At 64.7% G+C, this 20,478-nt stretch carries 18 protein-coding genes; 12 read left to right on the top strand and 6 right to left on the bottom strand.

The genetic code is table 11. The features are described from left to right. Nucleotides 1-283 precede the first annotated feature (283 nt). Nucleotides 284-1,120, bottom strand: a complete 837-nt coding sequence (locus ACM43_RS35880) for a LytTR family DNA-binding domain-containing protein (RefSeq protein WP_271546688.1) — start codon at nt 1,118-1,120, stop codon at nt 284-286. 195 nt (nt 1,121-1,315) lie between these two features. Between ACM43_RS35880 and ACM43_RS35875 the strand changes: the two genes are divergently transcribed. The 9 genes from ACM43_RS35875 (at nt 1,316) to ACM43_RS35835 (ending at nt 10,172) form a co-directional block, all read left to right on the top strand. Then, nucleotides 1,316-2,509 carry an acyltransferase family protein gene (locus tag ACM43_RS35875; protein ID WP_271546686.1) on the top strand — a complete coding sequence of 398 codons (1,194 nt, stop codon included), beginning with the start codon at nt 1,316-1,318 and terminating at the stop codon, nt 2,507-2,509. A 52-nt stretch (nt 2,510-2,561) separates the two neighbouring features. Beyond that, on the top strand, nt 2,562-3,701 hold the full coding sequence (locus ACM43_RS35870; protein WP_271546684.1) for a cysteine desulfurase family protein: 1,140 nt from the start codon (nt 2,562-2,564) through the stop codon (nt 3,699-3,701). A gap of 113 nt (nt 3,702-3,814) precedes the next feature. Then, nucleotides 3,815-5,311 carry a Fe-S cluster assembly protein SufB gene (gene sufB, locus ACM43_RS35865; RefSeq protein WP_271546682.1) on the top strand — a complete coding sequence of 499 codons (1,497 nt, stop codon included), beginning with the start codon at nt 3,815-3,817 and terminating at the stop codon, nt 5,309-5,311. Nucleotides 5,312-5,444: 133 nt separating this feature from the next. Then, on the top strand, nt 5,445-6,197 hold the full coding sequence (sufC, locus tag ACM43_RS35860; protein WP_035999976.1) for a Fe-S cluster assembly ATPase SufC: 753 nt from the start codon (nt 5,445-5,447) through the stop codon (nt 6,195-6,197). A gap of 12 nt (nt 6,198-6,209) precedes the next feature. Then, nucleotides 6,210-7,514: a Fe-S cluster assembly protein SufD gene (gene sufD / locus ACM43_RS35855; protein WP_271546680.1), complete on the top strand. Its 1,305-nt coding sequence runs from the start codon at nt 6,210-6,212 to the stop codon at nt 7,512-7,514. Next, nucleotides 7,511-8,758: a cysteine desulfurase gene (locus tag ACM43_RS35850; RefSeq protein WP_157285888.1), complete on the top strand. Its 1,248-nt coding sequence runs from the start codon at nt 7,511-7,513 to the stop codon at nt 8,756-8,758. Before sufD ends, ACM43_RS35850 begins: the two co-directional genes overlap by 4 nt. Next, nucleotides 8,755-9,126 (top strand): SUF system Fe-S cluster assembly protein, encoded by a 372-nt coding sequence (locus ACM43_RS35845; RefSeq protein WP_018641712.1) that lies wholly within the window; start codon nt 8,755-8,757, stop codon nt 9,124-9,126. Before ACM43_RS35850 ends, ACM43_RS35845 begins: the two co-directional genes overlap by 4 nt. Nucleotides 9,127-9,175: 49 nt before the next feature. Beyond that, the gene (locus ACM43_RS35840; protein ID WP_074447904.1) at nt 9,176-9,586 is read left to right on the top strand and encodes a HesB/IscA family protein; all 411 of its coding nucleotides are present in this window, start codon (nt 9,176-9,178) and stop codon (nt 9,584-9,586) included. Between the two features lie 166 nt (nt 9,587-9,752). Next, nucleotides 9,753-10,172 carry a TfoX/Sxy family protein gene (locus ACM43_RS35835; RefSeq protein ID WP_271546675.1) on the top strand — a complete coding sequence of 140 codons (420 nt, stop codon included), beginning with the start codon at nt 9,753-9,755 and terminating at the stop codon, nt 10,170-10,172. Between the two features lie 174 nt (nt 10,173-10,346). On the opposite strand, the gene ACM43_RS35830 is transcribed toward ACM43_RS35835, so the two are convergent. The 3 genes from ACM43_RS35830 to ACM43_RS35820 all read right to left on the bottom strand — a co-directional run bounded on the left by ACM43_RS35830 (nt 10,347) and on the right by ACM43_RS35820 (nt 14,352). Then, on the bottom strand, nt 10,347-11,414 hold the full coding sequence (locus ACM43_RS35830; protein WP_271546673.1) for a GGDEF domain-containing protein: 1,068 nt from the start codon (nt 11,412-11,414) through the stop codon (nt 10,347-10,349). Nucleotides 11,415-11,578: 164 nt separating this feature from the next. Continuing rightward, nucleotides 11,579-13,087 (bottom strand): DEAD/DEAH box helicase, encoded by a 1,509-nt coding sequence (locus tag ACM43_RS35825; RefSeq protein ID WP_036022928.1) that lies wholly within the window; start codon nt 13,085-13,087, stop codon nt 11,579-11,581. 299 nt (nt 13,088-13,386) lie between these two features. Beyond that, the gene (locus ACM43_RS35820; RefSeq protein WP_271546670.1) at nt 13,387-14,352 is read right to left on the bottom strand and encodes a helix-turn-helix domain-containing protein; all 966 of its coding nucleotides are present in this window, start codon (nt 14,350-14,352) and stop codon (nt 13,387-13,389) included. Between the two features lie 201 nt (nt 14,353-14,553). Between ACM43_RS35820 and ACM43_RS35815 the strand changes: the two genes are divergently transcribed. The 3 genes from ACM43_RS35815 to ACM43_RS35805 all read left to right on the top strand — a co-directional run bounded on the left by ACM43_RS35815 (nt 14,554) and on the right by ACM43_RS35805 (nt 19,249). After that, nucleotides 14,554-16,068 (top strand): caspase family protein, encoded by a 1,515-nt coding sequence (locus ACM43_RS35815; RefSeq protein ID WP_271546668.1) that lies wholly within the window; start codon nt 14,554-14,556, stop codon nt 16,066-16,068. A 1,021-nt stretch (nt 16,069-17,089) separates the two neighbouring features. Next, nucleotides 17,090-18,307, top strand: a complete 1,218-nt coding sequence (locus ACM43_RS35810) for an FAD-dependent oxidoreductase (protein ID WP_271546666.1) — start codon at nt 17,090-17,092, stop codon at nt 18,305-18,307. 177 nt (nt 18,308-18,484) lie between these two features. After that, nucleotides 18,485-19,249 (top strand): outer membrane protein, encoded by a 765-nt coding sequence (locus ACM43_RS35805; protein WP_271546664.1) that lies wholly within the window; start codon nt 18,485-18,487, stop codon nt 19,247-19,249. A gap of 111 nt (nt 19,250-19,360) precedes the next feature. Here ACM43_RS35805 and ACM43_RS35800 read toward each other — a convergent pair whose 3' ends face one another. Further along, on the bottom strand, nt 19,361-20,131 hold the full coding sequence (locus ACM43_RS35800; RefSeq protein ID WP_271546662.1) for an SDR family NAD(P)-dependent oxidoreductase: 771 nt from the start codon (nt 20,129-20,131) through the stop codon (nt 19,361-19,363). A 21-nt stretch (nt 20,132-20,152) separates the two neighbouring features. Beyond that, on the bottom strand, nt 20,153-20,338 hold the full coding sequence (locus ACM43_RS35795; RefSeq protein WP_036000069.1) for a hypothetical protein: 186 nt from the start codon (nt 20,336-20,338) through the stop codon (nt 20,153-20,155). Between the last annotated feature and the right edge of the window lie 140 nt (nt 20,339-20,478).

The following is a 20,478-nucleotide window of genomic DNA, read 5'->3' as shown; positions in this document are numbered from 1 at the left end:
GCAGCGTTGCCGCCGACGAGAGCACGGATGAAGGGTGGAGAGGCGCGCCCTCGGATGATGCGAGTGGCGCGCAGGTGAACTGACGCGCGCTTCTAACACAAGGCCAGGGTCAAAAAGCAAGCTTCTTCGACATCTCTCAATCAGCTCAAGAGCTTAGCCGGTCATTGCAATGTCATCTCGGGCTTGCCTCCCGCGACCCGGACCCGCCTGAATCGACCGAAGCGCGGCAACAGCCGGCCGTCCTGCCGAAGGGCGCTATCCAACTCATTGAAATCACGATTGTTTAGGGGGCGCCTGGGGTGATTCCCGCTGGCGCGGTTCGGCTTCCGAGCGAGGCGACCGCCGGCCGGTAGCGCCGGCTGCCGCCGAGCGTCTGGCCGTTGTCGAAGGCGAGCTCGAAATCCCCTGATGGCTTGAGGTCCACGCCGCGCACCCGGTCGAGATTGGCGAGCTTGGTCCGGTGGACACGAACGATGGAAAAGCGCGCCAGTTCGCTTTCCGCCGCCGCCAGCGTGCCCCGTATGAGGTGCTGGGTGCCGTCGGCGAGGCTGTATTCGATGTAATTGCCGGCTGACGCGACCCAGAGGATATCGCGCGGCACCACGCGAATGCGGCTGGTGCCGTCGCGCAGCCAGATCAGATCGGGGGACGATGGCTGCGGCGGGGTGGGCGGCGCCGACGGTGCGACTGCCGCGCTCTTCAGCTCACGCCGGCTTTCGAGCAGCCAGATCGTGGCGGCGATCAGGGCAAAGGCCACGGCGTCTTTGCGGAATTCGTACAGGACCGTCGCGAGCGAGAAACGGAAATCGTAGGCGCCGCCGGCGAGCCAGAGCGCGAGCTTCCGCACCCAGACCATCCCGGTGATGTGGAGGGTGGAGAAGCCGAGCAGGGCGATCGCCCCGATGGCCGCCTGGGCGGCGAGGCCGGCTGTCCGGCGCATGCGGCGGACCGCCAAGACCAGGATCGGCAGCAACAGCAGGATGACGGCGATGCTCGACATCTCCCAGAAAAGCCGCCGGCCGATGTCGTAGCTGTCGCCGCGCCAGGCCGCGTCCTGGGCGAACGAAAACGCATTGACTACTCCGATCACGAGCGCGACGGCCGCGATCGCTGCGAACATCATCCGATCGCCGCCGCTGATCCCGAAAGACCCGCGACTCGTCCCAGCCGCTGGCGGCTCATCCCCTCGTGTCCGATTCTGATCCCAAACCGGCTCGACGCGCGCCGCAGGCGGAGCATTTTCGGTGTCAGCCATTTCCGATGTCAGCCCTGGTCCCAAAACCGCGTTTGTCGTCCCGTCAAGGAGCAGAAGACCATGACAACACCACAGCAATCCCAAAGCTCTGAAAGGCGTATCGACCTGGATTGGGTGCGGATTTTAGCCTTCGCGCTGCTCATCTTCTACCACGTCGGCATGCTCTACGTGTCCTGGGGATTTCACATCAAGAGCGCGCACCGGCTGACGTGGCTGGAACCGGTGATGCTCTTCCTCAACCCATGGCGGCTGTCGCTGCTGTTCCTGGTGTCAGGGGTTGCCACCCGCTTCATGCTCGGCAAGTCCAGCCTCGCCTCGCTTGCTGGCGCGCGATCGACGCGGCTCCTGATCCCGCTGATCTTCGGCATGCTCGTGATCGTGCCGCCGCAGGCCTATCTCCAGATCGTCGAAAGCCTCGGCTACCCCGCGGGCTTCTTCGATTTCTACGCCAGGCACTACTTTGCCTTCGGCGCGCAGTTTTGTCCGAAGCCGTGCATCGTGTTGCCGACCTGGAACCACCTCTGGTTCGTGGTCTATCTGTGGGTCTACACCATGGCGTTGATCGGCGTGCTCGCGTTATGGCCGGCCGGCGCTGACTGGCTTGGCCGAAAGTTGGCTCGTGCGCTCACCGGCCCATGGCTCCTGATCGCGCCCTGCCTGCTGTATGCGGCCTGGCGCCTGGTGCTGTTCCCGGCTTTCCCGTCGACACACGCGCTGTTTGGCGACTGGTACAACCACGCGGACCACGCCACGGCCTTCCTGATCGGTTTCCTGCTGGCCAAGCAGGAGGGGATCTGGCGCGAACTCGAACGCCTGCGCTGGGCGGCCCTGCTGGCGGCGGGCGCCTGCTTCGCTGGCTTCATCCTGGTACGCGCCGGCCTGTTTGCGCCGTCGCCCATGCTGAAGTGGTTCGCCGCCTCGGCCTATGGCTGTTATCAATGGCTCGCGATCGCCGTCGTGCTGGGCTTTGCGCGGCGCACCTTCACAGCCGACAGCCCGGCGCGGCGCTACCTGACCGATGCGATCTTCCCGTACTACATCGTGCATCAGACCGGGATCATCGTGATCGCGCATCAATTGCATGGCAGCGGTCTGTCGGCCGGGATCGAAGCGTCCATTGTCATCGCCGGGACCGCGCTCACATGTGTGGCGACCTATGAGATCGTCCGGCGCGTTGCCTGGCTGCGGCCGCTGTTCGGATTGCGGGCGGTGCCGCGAAGCGTTGCAAGGATGGAGCAGCATCAACCGGCCTGACGAGTGCACGCCGTCCGATTGGCCGGACGACAAAAGGTGCTAAGAGGGCGAGATGCCGAACCGTGTCTATCTCGACTGGAATGCGACCACGCCGCTGCGCCCCGAGGCGCGGGCGGCGATGGTCGCGGCCTTCGACCTGGTCGGCAATCCATCCTCGGTCCATGCCGAGGGGCGGGAGGCGCGTCGGTTGGTCGAAGAAGCCCGCGCGACGCTTGCGGCCACGGTCGGGGTGCAGCCGCGCAATGTCGTCTTCACCTCCGCTGGAACCGAGGCCAATGCGCTAGCGCTCTCGCCGGGTTTGCGGGGCCCGTCCGGCGGACCCGTCGAGCGGCTACTGGTCTCGGCGGTCGAGCACGCCTCGGTGCTATCAGGCGGCCGGTTCCCGGCGGACAAGATCGAGCTGATCCAAGTCACGCGCTCTGGCGTGGTCGACCTCGATCATCTGAAGGCGCTGCTGAAGGGCGGCCCGCCGGCCTTGGTCTCGATCATGGCCGCCAACAACGAGACCGGCGCCCTTCAGCCCGTCACGGAGGCTGCAACCATCGCCCACGAGGCCGGCGGCCTGCTGCATGTCGATGCGATCCAGGCGATGGGCAAAATCCCGTTCGATATCAATTCGGTAGGCGCAGACCTTGCGACCTTTTCTGCGCACAAGATCGGCGGGCCCAAGGGGGTCGGCGCCCTGGCGATGACTGAGGGGATAGGCGGGCTGGAGCCGGTGCTGCGGGGCGGGGGGCAAGAGCAGAGCCGCCGGGCTGGAACCGAGAACATTGCCGGGATCGCCGGCTTTGGCGCGGCGGTGAAGGCTGCGCTTCAGGCTCTGCCGGAGGATGTGAAGCGTATGGCAAGTCTCAGAGATCGCTTGGAAAATGGCCTTCGTGACATTCCCGGGACGACAGTCTTTGCAAAAGACGTGGCGCGGTTGCCAAATACCGTGCTTTTCACGGCGCCGGGTTTGAAGGCCGAAACCGCCGTGATCGGCTTCGATCTGGAGGGCATCGCGGTCTCTTCCGGCTCCGCCTGCTCCTCCGGAAAGGTCCAGCCGTCTCACGTCCTATCGGCGATGGGCTATGATCCCGCGGTGGCCCAGGGAGCGGTGCGTCTCAGTCTGGGCTGGTCCACGGAACCGGATGACATCAATAGGGCGTTAGAGGCTTGGCGAAAGCTTGGTAATACCCTACTTAAGGGTTGAGCGATGAAACACGGCTTGAACGGTTCTAAGCCCGTGCTTTCCGCAGAGAAATATCGTAATACTCGTCCGACTTTGATCCACCGCGGTCCTTGAAACCGCGAGCGGAGGATGGAATGCCAGCCGTACAAGAGACGGTCGAGCGCGTGAAGCGCATCGACGTCGACCAGTATCGTTATGGGTTTGAGACCCTGATCGAGTCCGACAAGGCCCCCAAGGGTTTGTCGGAAGAGACCGTCAAGTTCATCTCCGAGAAGAAGAACGAGCCCGCCTGGATGCTGCAGTGGCGGCTGGAAGCCTATCGGCGCTGGCTGACCATGCAGGAGCCGACCTGGGCCCGCGTCGATTATCCCAAAATCGACTTCCAGGACCTCTATTATTACGCGGCGCCCAAGCCGAAGAAGACCGTCTCCTCGCTCGACGAGATCGATCCGGAGATCCTGAAGACCTACGAGAAGCTCGGCATCCCCTTGCGGGAAGTCGCCATGCTCGAAGGTGTCGAACCTAAGCCCGGCGAGGAAGATCCGGCCCGCCGCAAGATCGCGGTCGATGCAGTGTTCGATTCGGTCTCGGTTGCGACCACGTTCAAGGCTGAGCTGAAGAAGGCCGGCGTGATCTTCATGCCGATCTCGGAAGCGATCCGCGAGCATCCTGAGTTGGTGCAGAAATATCTGGGATCGGTGGTTCCGACCTCGGACAATTTCTATGCGACGCTGAATTCGGCGGTGTTCTCCGACGGCTCGTTCGTTTACGTGCCGCCCGGCGTGCGCTGCCCGATGGAACTGTCGACCTATTTCCGCATCAACGAGCGCAATACCGGCCAGTTCGAGCGCACGCTGATCATCGCCGACAAGGGCTCCTACGTCTCCTATCTCGAAGGCTGCACCGCGCCGCAGCGCGACGAGAACCAGCTGCATGCAGCCGTGGTTGAGCTCGTCGCCCTCGACGACGCCGAGATCAAATACTCGACGGTGCAGAACTGGTATCCCGGCAATTCCGAAGGCAAGGGCGGCATCTACAATTTCGTCACCAAGCGTGGCGACTGCCGCGGCGCCAATTCCAAGATCTCCTGGACCCAGGTCGAGACCGGCTCCGCGATCACCTGGAAATATCCGAGCTGCATCCTGCGCGGTGACAATTCCCGCGGCGAGTTCTACTCGATCGCGATCTCGAACGGTTACCAGCAGGTCGATTCGGGCACCAAGATGATCCATCTCGGCAAGAACACGTCGAGCCGCATCATCTCCAAGGGCATCGCCGCCGGCAAGTCGCAGAACACCTATCGCGGTCTCGTCACCGCGCACCGCAAGGCGACTGGCGCGCGCAACTTCACCGCCTGCGACTCGCTGCTCATCGGCGACAAATGCGGTGCGCACACCGTGCCGTACATCGAGGCGAAGAACTCGTCGGCGACGTTCGAGCACGAGGCGACGACCTCGAAGATCTCCGAGGACGTGCTGTTCTACTGCATCCAGCGCGGGCTCAGCCAGGAAGAAGCGGTCGGCCTCGTCGTCAACGGCTTCGTCAAGGACGTGCTGCAGCAGCTGCCGATGGAATTCGCGGTGGAAGCGCAGAAGCTGATCTCGATCTCGCTCGAAGGATCGGTCGGCTAGCTCGGACCTCATCCTGAGGAGGCCGCGCACGCGGCCGTCTCGAAGGATGGATACCGGAAAGATTGGTGGCCTCAATCCTTCGAGAAGCGCCTGCGGCGCTCCTCAGGATGAGGGGATAGATGGAAAAAACATTATGGCTTTGCTTGAAGTGAAAGACCTCAAGGTTCGTGTCGAGGAGCGTGAGATCCTCCACGGGCTGACGTTGACCGTGAACGAGGGCGAGGTGCACGCGATCATGGGGCCGAACGGCTCCGGCAAGTCGACGCTCTCGCACGTCATCGCCGGCAAGCCCGGCTACGAGGTCACCGACGGCCAGATCCTGTTCAGGGGCGAGGACCTGCTGGAGATGGATCCCGACGAGCGCGCCGCCAAGGGCGTGTTCTTGGCGTTCCAGTATCCGGTCGAGATTCCCGGCGTCACCACCATGAATTTCCTGCGGACGGCGCTGAACGCGCAGCGCAAGGCGCGCGGCGAGAGCGAGCTGATGGTGCCGGACTTCCTGAAGAAGGTCCGCGAGGTCTCGAAGTCGTTGAACATCCCGCAGGACATGCTCAAGCGCGGCGTCAATGTCGGCTTCTCCGGTGGCGAGAAGAAGCGCAACGAGGTGCTGCAGATGGCGCTGTTCGAGCCGAGCCTGTGCATCCTCGACGAGATGGATTCCGGCCTCGACATCGACGCGCTGCGCATCGCGGCCGACGGCGTCAACGCACTGCGCTCGCCGGGGCGCGCGATGGTCGTCATCACCCATTATCAGCGGCTGCTCAACTACATCGTGCCCGACGTCGTGCACGTGATGTCCAGGGGCCGCGTCGTGAAGAGCGGCGGCAAGGAACTGGCGCTGGAGCTGGAAGCCTCCGGTTATGCCCAGTTCGAGGATGCCGCGTAAGGAATTCTTAAGATGAACGTTGCTGTGGCAAAGACCGGGAGCGGCCGCGCGGTGAGCGATCTCTTCGCCAGCGCCGAAGGCCGCCTGCCGGGTTCGCCTGATGTGGCAGCAGTGCGCCGCGAGGCATTCGAGACCTATGAGCGTCTCGGTCTGCCGCACCGCCGGATCGAGGAATGGAAATACACCGACCTGCGCGCGCTGGTCGGCGAGGTGCTGCCGCTGGCCGCCGTGCCCGATGCGACCGCGCTGAAGCGCGCTGCGGACGCGGTCAAGGCGCATGCAATCGCGGGCGCCTACAAGCTGGTGCTGGTCGATGGCGTGTTCGCGGCCGAGCTTTCAGACGTGAAGGCGCTTGCGTCCGAGGTCAGCTTCAAGACTCTGCGCGAGACGCTGGATAAGGATGCCGGTCTCCTCAAGACCGCGTCCACCGATGCCGTGATCGCGGTCAACGCGGCGCTGGCGACCGACGGCGTGGTGCTGTCGATCGCGGATGGAACGCAGCTCTCTGCGCCGGTCCAGATCATCCATGTTGCGACCGCCGCATCGGCCTCGGCTTTCACCCGCTCGCAGGTGGCGATCGGGAAGGGCGCCCGCGCCACCATCATCGAGAGCTTCGTCGCCGCCGGCGCTGCGGCCTACCAGGTCAACGACGCCGTCATCGTCTCGGTCGGCGACGACGCCGACGTCGCGCATATCCGCCTGATGGACGATGCGGCCGATGCGGTGAACATCACCTCGCAGTTCGTCACCGTCGGCGCCAACACCAAGCTGAACGTCTTCAACATGACCAGCGGCGCTGCGGTCAGCCGCCTGCAGGGCTTCATTACGCTGGCGGGCGAGGGCAGCGAGCTCTCGGTCAACGGCGTCAACCTCCTGAAGAAGACCGAGCATGGCGACACCACACTGGTGGTCGACCATGCCGTGCCGAACTGCGTCAGCCGCGAGATCTTCCGCGCGGTGATCGACGACCGCGCCCATTCGGTGTTCCAGGGCCGCATCATTGTCCGTCCCGACGCGCAGAAGACCGACGGCAAGATGATGACGCGCGCGCTGCTGCTCTCGGACGAGGCCGAGGCCGACAACAAGCCCGAGCTCGAGATTTTTGCCGACGACGTCTCCTGCGGCCACGGCGCCACCGCCGGCGCGCTCGACGACAGCCTGCTGTTCTACCTGAAGGCCCGTGGCCTGCCGGAGAAGCAGGCCCAGGCGCTGCTGATCCAGGCCTTTGTCGGCGAGGCGATCGAGCAGATCGCCGATGATACTTTGCGCGAGCACGTGATCGGCATCGCCGAGCGCTGGCTGGAGCGGCGGTCATGAGCACGCATCCGGCGGTCAAGAACGGCGCCTATGACGTTGCGCGCGTGCGCCAGGATTTTCCGGCGCTCGCCATGCAGGTCTACGGCAAGCCGCTCGTCTATCTCGACAACGCCGCCTCGGCGCAAAAGCCGAGCGCTGTGCTCGACCGGATGACGCAGGCCTATACGTCCGAATACGCCAACGTGCATCGCGGCCTGCACTACCTCGCCAATGCGGCGACGGAGGCCTATGAGGGCGCGCGGGCAAAAGTTGCGCAGTTCGTCAACGCCCGTCGGACAGAGGAAATCATCTTCACCCGCAACGTCACCGAGGCGATCAACCTCGTGGCGTCGTCCTGGGGCGAGCCGAACATCAAGCAAGGCGACGAGATCGTCCTCTCGATTATGGAGCACCATTCCAACATCGTGCCCTGGCATTTCCTCAGGGAACGCCATGGCGCAGTGATTAAGTGGGCGCCCGTTGATGATGAGGGCAATTTCCTGATCGACGAGTTCGAGAAGCTGCTCACGCCGAAGACCAAGCTTGTCGCCATCACCCAGATGTCGAACGCGCTCGGAACGTTCGTTCCGATCAAGGAGGTGGTGCGGCTGGCCCATGATCGCGGCATTCCGGTACTGGTCGACGGTGCGCAAGGCGCGGTGCATCTGCCCGTCGACGTGCAGGATCTCGACTGCGATTTCTACGCGTTCACCGGCCACAAGATCTACGGCCCGACCGGCATCGGCGCGCTCTATGCCAAGCATGAGCACCTCGTCGCGATGCGGCCCTTCAACGGCGGCGGCGAGATGATCCGCGAGGTTGCGAAGGACTGGGTCACCTATGGCGATCCGCCGCACAAGTTCGAAGCCGGCACCCCGCCCATCGTCGAGGCGGTCGGCCTTGGCGCTGCCATCGACTACGTCAACTCGATCGGCAAGGAACGCATCGCCGCCTACGAGGCCGACCTCACCGCCTACGCCCAGGAGCGCCTGCGCGAGATCAACTCGCTGCGGCTGATCGGCACGGCGCGGGGCAAGGGCCCCGTGATTTCCTTCGAGCTCAAGGGCGCGCACGCCCACGATGTCGCCACCGTGATCGACCGCCAGGGCATCGCGGTGCGCGCCGGCACCCATTGCGTCATGCCGCTTTTAGAGCGGTTCAACGTGACGGCGACATGCCGGGCCTCGTTCGGCATGTATAATACGCGGGAAGAAGTCGATCATCTGGCACAGGCGCTGCTGAAGGCGCGGGATTTGTTTGCATGAGTGACACGGCCGAAATCAAAGCCAATCCGATGGAGACCCATTCGGCGTTGCCGCCGGAGGAGACCGAGCGGCTGACCCGCGAGATCATCGCCGGGCTCAAGACCGTGTTCGACCCGGAAATCCCCGCCGACATCTACGAGCTCGGCCTGATCTACAAGGTCGAGATCAAGGACGACCGCTCCGTCGACGTGCAGATGACACTGACAACGCCGAACTGTCCGGCCGCCGGCGAGCTGCCGACCATGGTCGAGAACGCGGTGGCGAGCGTGCCCGGTGTCGGCGTGGTCGACGTCAAGGTCGTCTGGGAGCCGCCGTGGTCGCCGGAACGCATGAGCGACGAGGCCCGCCTCGTGCTGAACATGTGGTGACGGTCTCGGCCCGCATTGAATTCGCTCCGCAACGGACCACATAGACAACATGACCCAGATTTCGTCAGGCTCGACACCAGCATCCACTCCGAAGCCGCGGCGGCCGCGCCCGCAGGTGATGCGGCTGACGGACGCCGCTGCCCAGCGCATCACCGAGCTGACCCAGCGTGCGGACTCGGAAATCGTGGGCTTGCGCGTCGGCGTGAAGAACGGCGGCTGCGCGGGCCAGTCCTACACGGTCGAATACGCCCACGACATCCGCCCGACCGACGAGGTCGTCGAGGACAAGGGCGTCAAGATCCTGGTCGATCCCAAGGCCGTGCTGTTCCTGCTCGGCACCGAGATGGACTACAAGGCCGACAAGATGCAGGCCCAGTTCGTCTTCAACAATCCCAACCAGGTCTCCGCCTGCGGTTGCGGCGAATCGGTCGAGCTGCGGCCGGCAAAGATCGACGGGTAATTTCGGCCTACGCTCTGCTCTCTTGTCCCGGACGCGCTGCAGCGCGCTTGCGCTGCTGCGCAGAGCCGGGATCCACGCTATACTTTCCGTCGCAGAGGGCTGGGCCCCGGCTCTGCAGCGCACCGTTACACGCTGCGCTGCGTCCGGGGCACGAGAGAGCGTCAGCATGGACCGCGAATTCCTGATCGACCTGTTCGTTGATTTCGGCCCGGTCACCATCCGGAAAATGTTCTCCGGCTACGGCATCTCCGCCGACGGCGTCAATTTCGCGCTGTCACTGCGCGCCGGCCTGTTCTTTCGCGCCGACGAGACGACCATTCCCGACTTCGAAGCCGAAGGCTCAAAGCCGTTCCAGTATTCGACCCGCGCCAAGACCGTGGTTGTGAATTCCTACTGGGAGCTGCCGGCGCGTCTGTTCGACGATTCCCAGGAGCTTGCGCAATGGGCGAGGGCGGCGCTCACTGCCGCGCAGCGCGCCAAGGTGAAGAAACGACCGAAGGCGAAGAAGGCGGCGAGGAAGAAGCCCGTTGCAAAGAAGCGGGCGGCCAAGAAAACGGCGCGTAAGGCGGGTCGCCGTAGCTCATAACGCGACGGCGGAAGCTCGCCCGTTGTTGAGGCCAAGTTCTCGCTCCCTTGTCACCGTCATTCCGGGGCGCGGCATAGCCGCGAGCCCGGAATCCATAACCACCGTCGTGAGTATGGATTCCGGGCTCGCACCAAGAGGTGCGCCCCGGAATGACGGCGGTAGATGAATTTGGCGCTACGCCACCCGGCTGTGGCTCTCGATCGCGAATTCCGGATCGGCTTCGCAGATCACGCGGTTGCGGCCGTTGCGCTTGGCGGCGTAGAGGCAGGCGTCGGCGCGCTCGATCAGCGCGTCGGTGTCGTCGCCCTCCCTGAGCATGGAGACGCCCACGGAGATGGTGACGCGGCCGAGGATTTCGCCGGTCGATTTCTTCTTCAATTCCTTGGCCATCACGGCGCGGCGAATGTGATCGGCCACCGTCAGTGCCTGGCGCATCGCGGTGTTGGGGAGAACGACCGCGAATTCCTCGCCGCCGTAGCGCGCGGTGATGTCCTGGCCCTTGATGGTCTGCTTCAGCGAAAGGCCGACGAGCCGCAGCACCTGGTCGCCGGTGAGATGGCCGTAGGAATCGTTGAACGACTTGAAGTGATCGATGTCGAACAGCAGCAGCGACAGCGGCTCGCCCGAGGCGAGCGCGCTCTGCACCGCCATGCCGATCATGCGGTCGAAATATTTGCGATTTCCCAGGCCCGTGAGCGGATCGGTCAGGCTTTCGGCGCGGATCGCCTCCAGGCTCTGCTGAAGATTGCTGATCTCGTTCTTCGACAGCGTCAGCCGGTCTTCCAGCGCCTTGTTGGTCTCGCGCATCTCGCTGGTGGAGCGCAGCAGCGCCTCGACGATCGCTTTGACCTGGTCGCGGTTCTCGGCCGACGACAGTTTCTCGGTCGCATCCGACAGACTGGTATCGTAGGCCCCGGTCATGCCGAGCGCCTCGCCCAACACCTTCACCACGTCGTCGATCTCGCCGACGACGCGCGCGCCGACCTTGTCGATGCGGTCGGTAGTCTTGATGTGGGAGAGATAGGTCTCGTAGATCTGCTCGAGATCGGCCTCGGTCAGCTTGCCGCTGCGCGCCAGCGTCTCATTGATGATCTTATTGAGCGGTGCGTTGTAGCCGGTGGCGTAGACGTACCAGATCTCGTAATTGCGGGGAATGGCCGTCTGTCGAAGCGATCGGATCTGACCGAGCGCCACCTCGGCGAACGCCAGCGTGCGTTCGTGTTCGTCGAGTACCTTGATCACTGAACATCCCCACAGCGGCCGACGCGCCATCGACCGCAGCAATCCTTAAATTATGTTCGTAGGCTAACGGACGATCGTGAACGCCCCGTAAATATACGTTCACGGGGCATCCAAAAAATTGCAGTTCGAGGATTTTCAACCGAAATCTGGCGCGCCAGCGCGCTTCAGGCGCCGGCGGGGGAGCGCACCGGCCGCAGAAGAAACGCCGGCAGATGCGAGTGATCGCCCGGCTCGCTGTCGATCTCGCGCTGGCGGCGCGGCTCGGGACGGCCGATCGAGGGCACATGCGACGAATTCGCTTGCGGGCGCGCACCATTGCGCGGCTCGGATGATTGCCTGGCTTCGCGCGGAGGCCGTGCCTCGCGTGCCGGCCTCGCCTCGGGAGCCGCCCGTGCCTCGCCACGCGCCTCGCGCGGCTCGTGGCTGCGTTCGCGGTCATGACCGCGCCGCTCGCCGCGCTGCGGCTTGCCGCGTCCGCCGCGTGAACGCTCGCGGCCGCGCTGCTCGCGCGGACGCTCGCCTTGTTCGCCCGCTTCGGCGTGGACGTCATAGTCGCCTTCGGCGCGCGGAATGCTCTGGCCGATCAGCTTCTCGATTGCCGCCATCGACTTCTGGTCGAGCGGTGTCACGATCGAGATCGCGGTGCCGGTTCGGCCGGCGCGGCCGGTGCGGCCGATGCGGTGGACGTAATCGTCGGCGTGGTGGGGAACGTCGAAATTGAAGACGTGGCTGACCTCGGGAATGTCAAGACCGCGGGCGGCGACGTCGGAGGCGACGAGGAGGGGCAGCTCACCCTTGCGGAACTGGTCGAGCGCGGCCATGCGGGCCGGCTGGTCCATGTCGCCGTGCAGGGCGCCGACGCTGAAGCCGTGCTTCTGCAGCGATTTGTGAACGATCGCGACCTCGCGCTTGCGATTGCAGAAGATGATCGCGTTCTTGAGGTCCTTAGCCTCGCGTAGCAAACGGCGGAGCAATTCGCGCTTCTCGTGCGCCTCGCGGCCGGCGGGCACCTGGGCTTGCGTCACGGTGACGGCGGTCGTGGCGGGCCTGGAGACCTCGACCTTCTGCGGATTGTGCAGGAAGGCTTCGGTGATGCGCCGGATTTCCGGCGGCATGGTCGCGGTGAAGAACAGGGTCTGCCGCGTGAAGGGGACGAGCTTGCAGATGCGCTCGATGTCGGGGATGAAGCCCATGTCCAGCATGCGGTCGGCTTCGTCGATGACGAGCAGTTCGACGCCGGTGAGCAACAGGCCGCCGCGCTCGGTATGGTCGAGCAGCCGGCCGGGGGTGGCGATCAGCACGTCGACACCGCGCATCAGCTTGGCATCCTGGTCGCCGAAGGAGACGCCGCCGATCAGGAGGGCGACGTTGAGCTTCTGGCCGGCGCCGTAGCGGTCGAAGTTTTCCTTCACCTGGGCCGCGAGCTCGCGGGTTGGCTCGAGGATCAGCGTGCGCGGCATGCGCGCCCGGGCGCGGCCCTTTTCGAGGATGGTGAGCATCGGCAGCACGAAGGCCGCGGTCTTGCCGGTGCCGGTCTGGGCGATGCCGAGCACGTCCTTGCGTGCGAGGACGTGGGGGATCGCCTGTTCCTGAATGGGGGTGGGGGTGGTGTAACCGGTGGCCGCCACTGCGGCGAGGACTTTTTCGGACAGTCCGAGATCTGAAAAGGACATTGAGCCTCTGGTCGAAACCGCCGTTCGGAATCGAGGGTAATAAGGCTGTCGCGTTCCACCCCGAAACGGCGCGCTCTCGAAGAAGCTGGGGGTGCTGACTCACGCGGACAAAGCGCAAGGCTCAGGAATCGCTCTTCGATCTGAGCCGCGTCGACCCGGAACATAGGCGGGAATTGGCCAAAGTCAATGGAGCGGGCGCGGGAAGAGCCTAAAAAGCCTGAGGTTTTTGCCCAAATCACGGGCGCGGCTGGGGTTTTCCCCCGAGCCCCTCCGCCTAGCCGCAACCGCCAAGACAGCAGCTAAGGCCCGTCCGAGCCTTTTGCCCGGAAATCACCTGGGGCCATGCCATAAGCGGCGTTGAACACCCGGTAATAGGTCGCCAGGCTCTCGAAGCCGCACGACGACGCGATGTCGGCGATCAGCCGTTCCGGCGCCTCGCGCAGCAGGCGGCGGCTCTGTTTCAGGCGCTCGTCGGTCACCGTCTGGGAAAAGCTCTTCTCCGCCATCTCGAACAGCATGTGCAGGTGACGAACGGAGACGCCGAGCAGGTCGGCCACCATGGCCGGCGCAAGATTGGGGTCCTGAAGGTGGCGCGCGATCAGCCGCCGGGCTTGCGAGAGGCGGGCGGTCCGCAGTGCCTCCTGTCCTCGCCGGCTTCCGGGCCGCACGATGCCGCGCTCGATCAGCGCCAGGTGCGCCAACGCCTGGACCAACGAGGTCTGGACGGCAGAGGCCGTATCGTCCGCGGCGATTTCGCCGAGATCGGCGAAGCAGGCCGCGAGCAGGGGCGCCAGGGCCAGATCGTTGAAGGTCCGGGGCGCCAGCTCGCGCATGCGCTTGTCCTGTACCGGGATGTGGCTCACGGGGATCTTGAGGATCCGCAGGTGGAAGCCCCCGGTGCCCAGCGGGGCGGTGCGGTACGGCAGGTCGGTATGGCTGGTGGCGAAGCTGCCATTGGCAATGGCAAAGTCGCTTGCGCGCATGCCGCCGAACCAGCCGCCGCTGCCGAGCTGCTGATAGACGCAGATCGCCTCACCCGGGGCATAGGCGATGTCCGACGCGCTGCGCTCGACCGCGTAGGGCGAGGCCTTCAGCTCGACGAGGCCGGCGCCGCCCAGCTTACGCAGCGAGAATTCGCCGAAGAAGTCCGCGCGCCGTTCGCGCGCGAGCTCGGCGGTGACGCCGAACAACCCCTTGGCGCGCACCTCGCGCCAATAGTCGAAGCGATCCTTCGGGTCGACCTCGTCCGTACACCAGTGCAACACGGCAGCCCCTCGCTTCCGGCGAAATTGTCCAAAGGAAACAGATTCCAGCGGAATCGGCCATAGTCGGATCGTACAATCGGAGCCCCGGGGTCCTTGAACCGTCGTCAGGTCTGGGCCGACTATCACACAGCGGCAGGGGGTCCCATGAACTGCCGTTCGAAGATCGGCGGCAGGGCCGGTTCTGCAACGGGAAATTTTGCGATGACGCGTCGGCTTTTCAGAATTCTGGCGGCCCTTGGCCTCGCGGCGGGCCTGAGCGGATTCGCAGTGCCCGCCTGTGCCGAGAAGCGCGTCGCGCTGGTCGTCGGCAACAACGATTACAGGAACGTGCCGAAGCTGCTCAAGGCGGTCAACGACGCCCGCACCATGGGCGACACGCTGAGGCAGCTCGGCTTCTCGGTGATGGTCGCCGAGAACCAGAGCCGGCAGCAATTCTCCGAGACGCTGCTCGCCTTCGACAAGGCCATCGAGCCCGGCGACACCGCGTTCTTCTTCTATGCCGGCCACGGCTTCGAGATCGCGGGCCAGAACTATCTGCTGCCGACCGACGTGCCCGTAGCGACCGAAGGGCAGGAGGAGCTGGTGCGTGACGCCTCGATCCTGGCCGACCGCATCGTCGAGCGGCTGCAGAACAAGAAGGCGCGGACCTCGATCCTGGTGTTCGACGCCTGCCGCAACAATCCGTTCGAGCGCAAGGGCACCCGTGCGGTCGCCGGCGCCGGCGGTCTCGCACCGATGACCCAGCTGCCCGAGGGCGTGTTCTCGGTGTTCTCCGCGGGTCCCCGCCAGACCGCGCTCGATCGGCTCTCCAATGACGACGCCAATCCAAACTCAGTGTTTACGCGCACCTTCGCCAAGGAGCTGCTCAAGCCCGGCGAGAATCTGGTGCAGGTGGCGCAGCGTACCCGCCGTGCCGTCAGCGAGCTCGCCGACACCGTGAAGCACAGGCAGGTGCCCGTCTATTTCGACCAGATGGTCGACGATGTCTTCCTCAGCGGCCTCGCCAAGGACATCGCCGCGCGTTCGGACGATCCGCCGCCCACGAAGCTTGCGGCTCTGCCGCCGGTGTCGGTGCCGCAGATGCCCAAGGAGGAGACCCTCAACGCGCCGATCGCGAGCTTCTCGCGTCACAATGGCGGCTGGAGCGTGACCTTCTCTTTCGCCGATCCGACGCTCGGCATTTCCTGGCGCATGGCCGGCGCGGGCGATTTCCGCGAGACCGGCTTCATCGACACACTCGATCCGCGCACCCGCAAGCGGATGCCGAACTCGTCGATCGAGCTGCCGCCGGATGCGCAGGCCGGGACCATCGAGGTCCGCTATGTCGATCAGTCCGGCGACATGCAGGGCCCGTTCCCGATTAGGTTCGATCCCGAGGCCGCGCTGATCCGCGACCAGCGCAAGATCCTCGACATGACCTCGACGAGCTGGCTGTCGTTCCGCGAGTTCAACGGGCTGCTCGTCTACTACACGCATCTCGTCTCCTACCGCTGCGCCATTCGCGAGGTGCGCATCGGCGTCGACACCGCCGTGCCCAACCAGGTGCTGAAGATGCCGCCCTGCGACATGCGCGACCCCAGCGCGGTCAGCTCCGGCATGCCGCTCTACATGAAGCTCGCGCCAAGCACGAAATCCGTCTCGGTGGAGCTGACCTATCGCGACGGCAGCGTGTCGGAGATCAAGAGCTTTCGGAGCGCGAACCGGAGCAATAATTGATGCGCTGTTCGATTGTGACGGGATGATCTTGCGCAGCGGCCGAACTTAAATCGGACAAGCCAAGGTGAAAGTGCTAGAGCCGGGAATGACAAAATTCATTATTGTCGCGCTCCTTACGACGCTTCCGGTTCTGGCTCAAACGAATCCAGTTCCCACAGCCCCGCCTCTCACCGATCGCGAACGCGTCCAGGCGGACCGCGCGAAGGCCGCCGAGGATGAGAAGGGGGCTCCGGCCACGCGACCATGGGATCGCGACGCCGAGGGCAAACGGCCGTGGGACCGCAAGTCGCCAAAGTCCTGAGACGAGAAGCTCGCTTCCCCTGCGGAAGGAACAACTCCTGCCGGGCTGGATTGTCTGCCAAACCAGGGAGACGATCCATGATCCGTAAATCCATCCTCGTTACGATCGCTTGTGCTGCGCTTTCGACGGCCGCCCTTGCTCAAGGAGGCGGTGGTGGCGGAGGCGGTGGTGGTGGCGCAGGTGCGGGTGCCGGTGCCGCGGCAGGCACGGGGACCGGCGGAGCCAGTGGCGGATCTGCGGCCTCATCGGGTGCCGGAATGGGGACGTCATCCAGCAGTGCCAATTCCGGGCCGTCGGCTCCCTCTGGGACGGGAACGCAGGGCACCACCACAGGCGCCAACATCAACACCAATAACAGCCCGACCAATCCCAACGTTCAGGCGCCGACTGCCGCCGGCAAGTCGCCCACGGCAGCTCAGGCCGAGCGAAACATGGGTGCCGGGCGCGCTCCGAATGGGGTGCCGATCGGCAGTCCGGGGTCCGGGACCAGCAGCGAGGATCAGAAATAGTCGAACGCGATTGTCACGGAAGGCTCGCACGAAACGGGCCTTTCATTTGACGCCGGTCTGCTGCTCCCAACCGGCATTGATCCACCTGCGCCCTGCATAATTAGGACTGTCTTTGACCTGAATCGCGCTAGTATCGGCGGACATCTCTTCATCGATACTCACCTCGCGGATCTCGTCTGCAGTGACACCCGACCAACAACCTGCGAGGACCATGAAGGTCCGCTGCTGCATCGTCGGCGGGGGACCTGCCGGCATGATGCTCGGCTACCTCCTGGGACGCGCCGGCATTGACGTCGTGGTGCTGGAGAAGCATGCCGATTTCTTCCGCGACTTCCGCGGCGATACCGTGCATCCCTCGACGCTTCAGGTGATGGATGAGCTCGGCCTGATCGACGGCTTCCTCAAGTTGCCGCACCAGCGTCTGCAAAAAATGGACGGCCTGTTCGGCGGCACGCCGGTGCGCATTGCCGATCTCAGCCGGCTCCATACCAAATACCCCTTCATCGCCTTCATGCCGCAATGGGACTTCTTGAATTTTCTGCGCGAGGCGGGCAGGCGCTTTGCCTCGCTCGAGGTGATGATGAGCACGGAGGCGATCGATCTGATCCGCCGCGGCGAGACGATCGCCGGCGTGCGGGCGAAGACGCCTGAGGGCATCATCGACATCGAGGCCGATCTCACCATCGCCTGCGACGGCCGGCATTCGACGGTGCGCGAGCGCGCCGGCCTTAGCGTCGAGGAGATCGGCGCGCCCATGGACGTGCTGTGGTTTCGCGCCGGCCGCAGACCCGAAGAGACCGAGAACGTGTTCGCGCGGGTCGAGCCCGGCAAGATGATGATCACCTTCGACCGCGGCGATTATTGGCAGTGCGCTTATGTCATCGCCAAGGGACGGTATGATGCGGTGAAGGCGAGGGGACTGTCGGCGCTGCTCGACGACGTCGTGCGCATGGCGCCGATCCTCCGCTCCGGCATCGCCGAGGTGAAGAGCTTCGACGACGTCAAGCTGCTCACCGTCGCGATCAACCGTCTGACGCGCTGGACGCAGCCAGGCCTGTTGTGCATCGGCGATGCCGCCCATGCGATGTCGCCAATCGGCGGCGTCGGCGTCAATCTCGCCGTGCAGGATGCGGTTGCAACCGCGAACCTCCTGACGGACAAGCTGCAGCATGGCTGCCCGTCCGAGCACGAGCTCGATGCCATCAGGCGCCGTCGCGAGTTCCCTGTGAAGATGACACAGCGAATGCAGGTGGTCGTGCAGAACAACATCATCAGCGGCGCCTTGCAGGGCGGCGATCGGCCGCTGAAGGTGCCGCTGGTCGTGCGCCTCATCACCGCGCTGCCATGGCTGCAGGGCATTCCGGCGCGCCTGCTTGCGCTCGGCGTGCGGCCAGAGCACGTGCATTCGCGCGCCGCGCCGCAATCCTAGCGGAGGACTCGGTAGGGATAACCCTGCGTGAATTCGCGCGCGATGCGTTGCACGCTTGCAACATCGCCATCGGATTCACGGCGCGATGCGGGCCCAACCGCCACGTTAACCGTGTTGATTTCAATTTTAGTAAGAGCCGTCTGTGACCGTGCGTCCATCAAGGACACGGGGTGTACCATGCGTAATAAGTTGATTGCCGCCTTCGCCTGCACGACGGCTCTGGTTTCGACCGGTGCCTCCGCCGCCGATCTCGGTGCGCGCTACACGAAGGCGCCCGCCTATGTCGAGCCGCTGTTCAACTGGACCGGCTTCTATGTCGGCGGCCACATCGGCGGCGCATGGACCAACCAGCAGTTCATCAACAACGGCACCGGCGCGGCGTTCGGCGATCTGCTGCCGGGAGAGGGCTATCGCCAGCGCAACGCGGGCGTCATGGGCGGCGCGCAGATCGGCTACAATTGGCAAGCCAACAACTACGTGTTCGGCGTGGAAGGCACGATCTCCGGCCTCGATAACAAGGGCTCGTTCACGAACACCGCGTTTGGCGCGGGGGATGACGTGTTCTCCTGGCGTACCAACGTGCTCGCCACCGTGGTCGGCCGCGCCGGCTTCGCCGTGCAGAACAACCTGTTCTATTTCAAGGGTGGCTATGCCGGCGCGAACAACCGCCTCTCGGTCACCGACACCGTCGGTGTGGCGACGGGCTCGGGCGGACAAACCCACTGGGCCAACGGCTGGACCGTCGGCGCCGGCTGGGAGTACGGCGTCACCCGCAATTGGATCGTCGGCCTCGAATACAACTACGCGGCCTTCACCAGCCAGACCTATCAGCTCGGCGGCACCTCCGGAAACTACACCTTCGATGCCAAGCCGCGCGACATTCAGTGGGCCGTGGTGCGTGCGAGCTACAAGTTCGACGCCCCCACTATCGCCCGCTACTGAGCACGTCGACGCAACGCGACCAACGATCAAGAAAAGCACTGTCTCAATTCAAAAGCCCCGGCGTCGTCCTGGGCTTCTTTTTTGCGTTGTTGGATGGCGCGCAGACCGGCCTCAGGCCATCACCGAGAATCCGCCGTCGACCGGGATCGCGGTGCCCGTGACGAAATTCGACGCGGACGATGCCAGGAACACGGCGATGCCGGCGAAGTCGTCGATGTCGCCCCAGCGCCCCGCAGGCGTGCGCGCCAGCACGCGCTCGTGCAGCCCCGAGACCTGCTGTCGCGCGCCACGGGTGAGATCGGTGTCGATCCAGCCCGGCAGGATGGCGTTGACCTGGATGTTGTCCGGCGCCCAGGCATTGGCGCAGGCGCGGGTGTACTGCACGATGCCGCCCTTGCTGGCTGCATAGGCGGTCGCGAAGCTCGCGCCGAAGATCGACATCATCGAGCCGATGTTGATCACCTTGCCGTTGCCGGACGCCTTCAGCGCCGGATAGGCCAGCTTCGAGCACACGAAGGCGCTGGTGAGATTGGTGTCGATCACCTTGTTCCACTCGTCGAGCTCGAGCTCGTGCGGCGGCTTGCGGATGCTCATGCCGGCATTGTTGACGAGGATGTCGATGCGGCCGAGCTCCTTGACGACACGGTCGATCATGGCTGCGACCGCCGCCTTGTCGGTCACGTCGGTGGCGACGGCGATCGCCTTCACGCCGCGCTGCCTGAGATCGGCCACGGCGGTGGCGGACTTGCTCTCGTTGCGTCCGACCACGGCGATATCGGCGCCGGCATCGGCGAGGCCGCGCGCCATGCCGAGCCCGATGCCGCCATTGCCTCCCGTGACGATCGCGACCTTGCCGCGGAGATCGAACCGGCTGGATGTCATGCTTGGATTCCCTGGTTTCTTCTATTGGTTGCTCTGCCAGATCAGCACCAGCCCGAACCCGGCCATGGCTGCGCCATAGCCGGCCCAGTGCAGCTGGTTGACCATGAAGCTCGATCGCGGCCACGGAACCGTGCCCGTGCCCTGTCCGATCCAGAGCAGGCCGAGAGCGGTTGCAAACAGGCCTGCCACCAGCAGAAATCTGCGCATGCCTTCCTCCCATCGGTCCGCTTCTGTCGCGCTCCACGGCATCAATGACTGCCGCAGCCACGAAAACTTGCCGACAGACTAGCCGTAGCTCTGGTACGGACACAATGGGCCGTGGCCGCAAGGACGCTAGAGCCCAAAAC

Origin of the sequence: Bradyrhizobium sp. CCBAU 45321, from assembly GCF_028128975.1 — a bacterium.
Classification (GTDB): Bacteria; Pseudomonadota; Alphaproteobacteria; order Rhizobiales; family Xanthobacteraceae; genus Bradyrhizobium; species Bradyrhizobium yuanmingense.
Note: the sequence above shows the minus strand (reverse complement) of the source record. Positions and strands in the feature narration are given on the sequence as shown.

What these genes read in the sequence shown, in the direction of transcription:
- ACM43_RS35880 (WP_271546688.1), bottom strand. Translation starts at nt 1,120, where the DNA reads ATGTTCGCAGCGATCGCGGCCGTCGCGCTCGTGATCGGAGTAGTCAAT.
- ACM43_RS35875 (WP_271546686.1), top strand. Translation starts at nt 1,316, where the DNA reads ATGACAACACCACAGCAATCCCAAAGCTCTGAAAGGCGTATCGACCTG.
- ACM43_RS35870 (WP_271546684.1), top strand. Translation starts at nt 2,562, where the DNA reads ATGCCGAACCGTGTCTATCTCGACTGGAATGCGACCACGCCGCTGCGC.
- sufB (WP_271546682.1), top strand. Translation starts at nt 3,815, where the DNA reads ATGCCAGCCGTACAAGAGACGGTCGAGCGCGTGAAGCGCATCGACGTC.
- sufC (WP_035999976.1), top strand. Translation starts at nt 5,445, where the DNA reads ATGGCTTTGCTTGAAGTGAAAGACCTCAAGGTTCGTGTCGAGGAGCGT.
- sufD (WP_271546680.1), top strand. Translation starts at nt 6,210, where the DNA reads ATGAACGTTGCTGTGGCAAAGACCGGGAGCGGCCGCGCGGTGAGCGAT.
- ACM43_RS35850 (WP_157285888.1), top strand. Translation starts at nt 7,511, where the DNA reads ATGAGCACGCATCCGGCGGTCAAGAACGGCGCCTATGACGTTGCGCGC.
- ACM43_RS35845 (WP_018641712.1), top strand. Translation starts at nt 8,755, where the DNA reads ATGAGTGACACGGCCGAAATCAAAGCCAATCCGATGGAGACCCATTCG.
- ACM43_RS35840 (WP_074447904.1), top strand. Translation starts at nt 9,176, where the DNA reads ATGACCCAGATTTCGTCAGGCTCGACACCAGCATCCACTCCGAAGCCG.
- ACM43_RS35835 (WP_271546675.1), top strand. Translation starts at nt 9,753, where the DNA reads ATGGACCGCGAATTCCTGATCGACCTGTTCGTTGATTTCGGCCCGGTC.
- ACM43_RS35825 (WP_036022928.1), bottom strand. Translation starts at nt 13,087, where the DNA reads ATGTCCTTTTCAGATCTCGGACTGTCCGAAAAAGTCCTCGCCGCAGTG.
- ACM43_RS35815 (WP_271546668.1), top strand. Translation starts at nt 14,554, where the DNA reads ATGACGCGTCGGCTTTTCAGAATTCTGGCGGCCCTTGGCCTCGCGGCG.
- ACM43_RS35810 (WP_271546666.1), top strand. Translation starts at nt 17,090, where the DNA reads ATGAAGGTCCGCTGCTGCATCGTCGGCGGGGGACCTGCCGGCATGATG.
- ACM43_RS35805 (WP_271546664.1), top strand. Translation starts at nt 18,485, where the DNA reads ATGCGTAATAAGTTGATTGCCGCCTTCGCCTGCACGACGGCTCTGGTT.
- ACM43_RS35800 (WP_271546662.1), bottom strand. Translation starts at nt 20,131, where the DNA reads ATGACATCCAGCCGGTTCGATCTCCGCGGCAAGGTCGCGATCGTCACG.
- ACM43_RS35795 (WP_036000069.1), bottom strand. Translation starts at nt 20,338, where the DNA reads ATGCGCAGATTTCTGCTGGTGGCAGGCCTGTTTGCAACCGCTCTCGGC.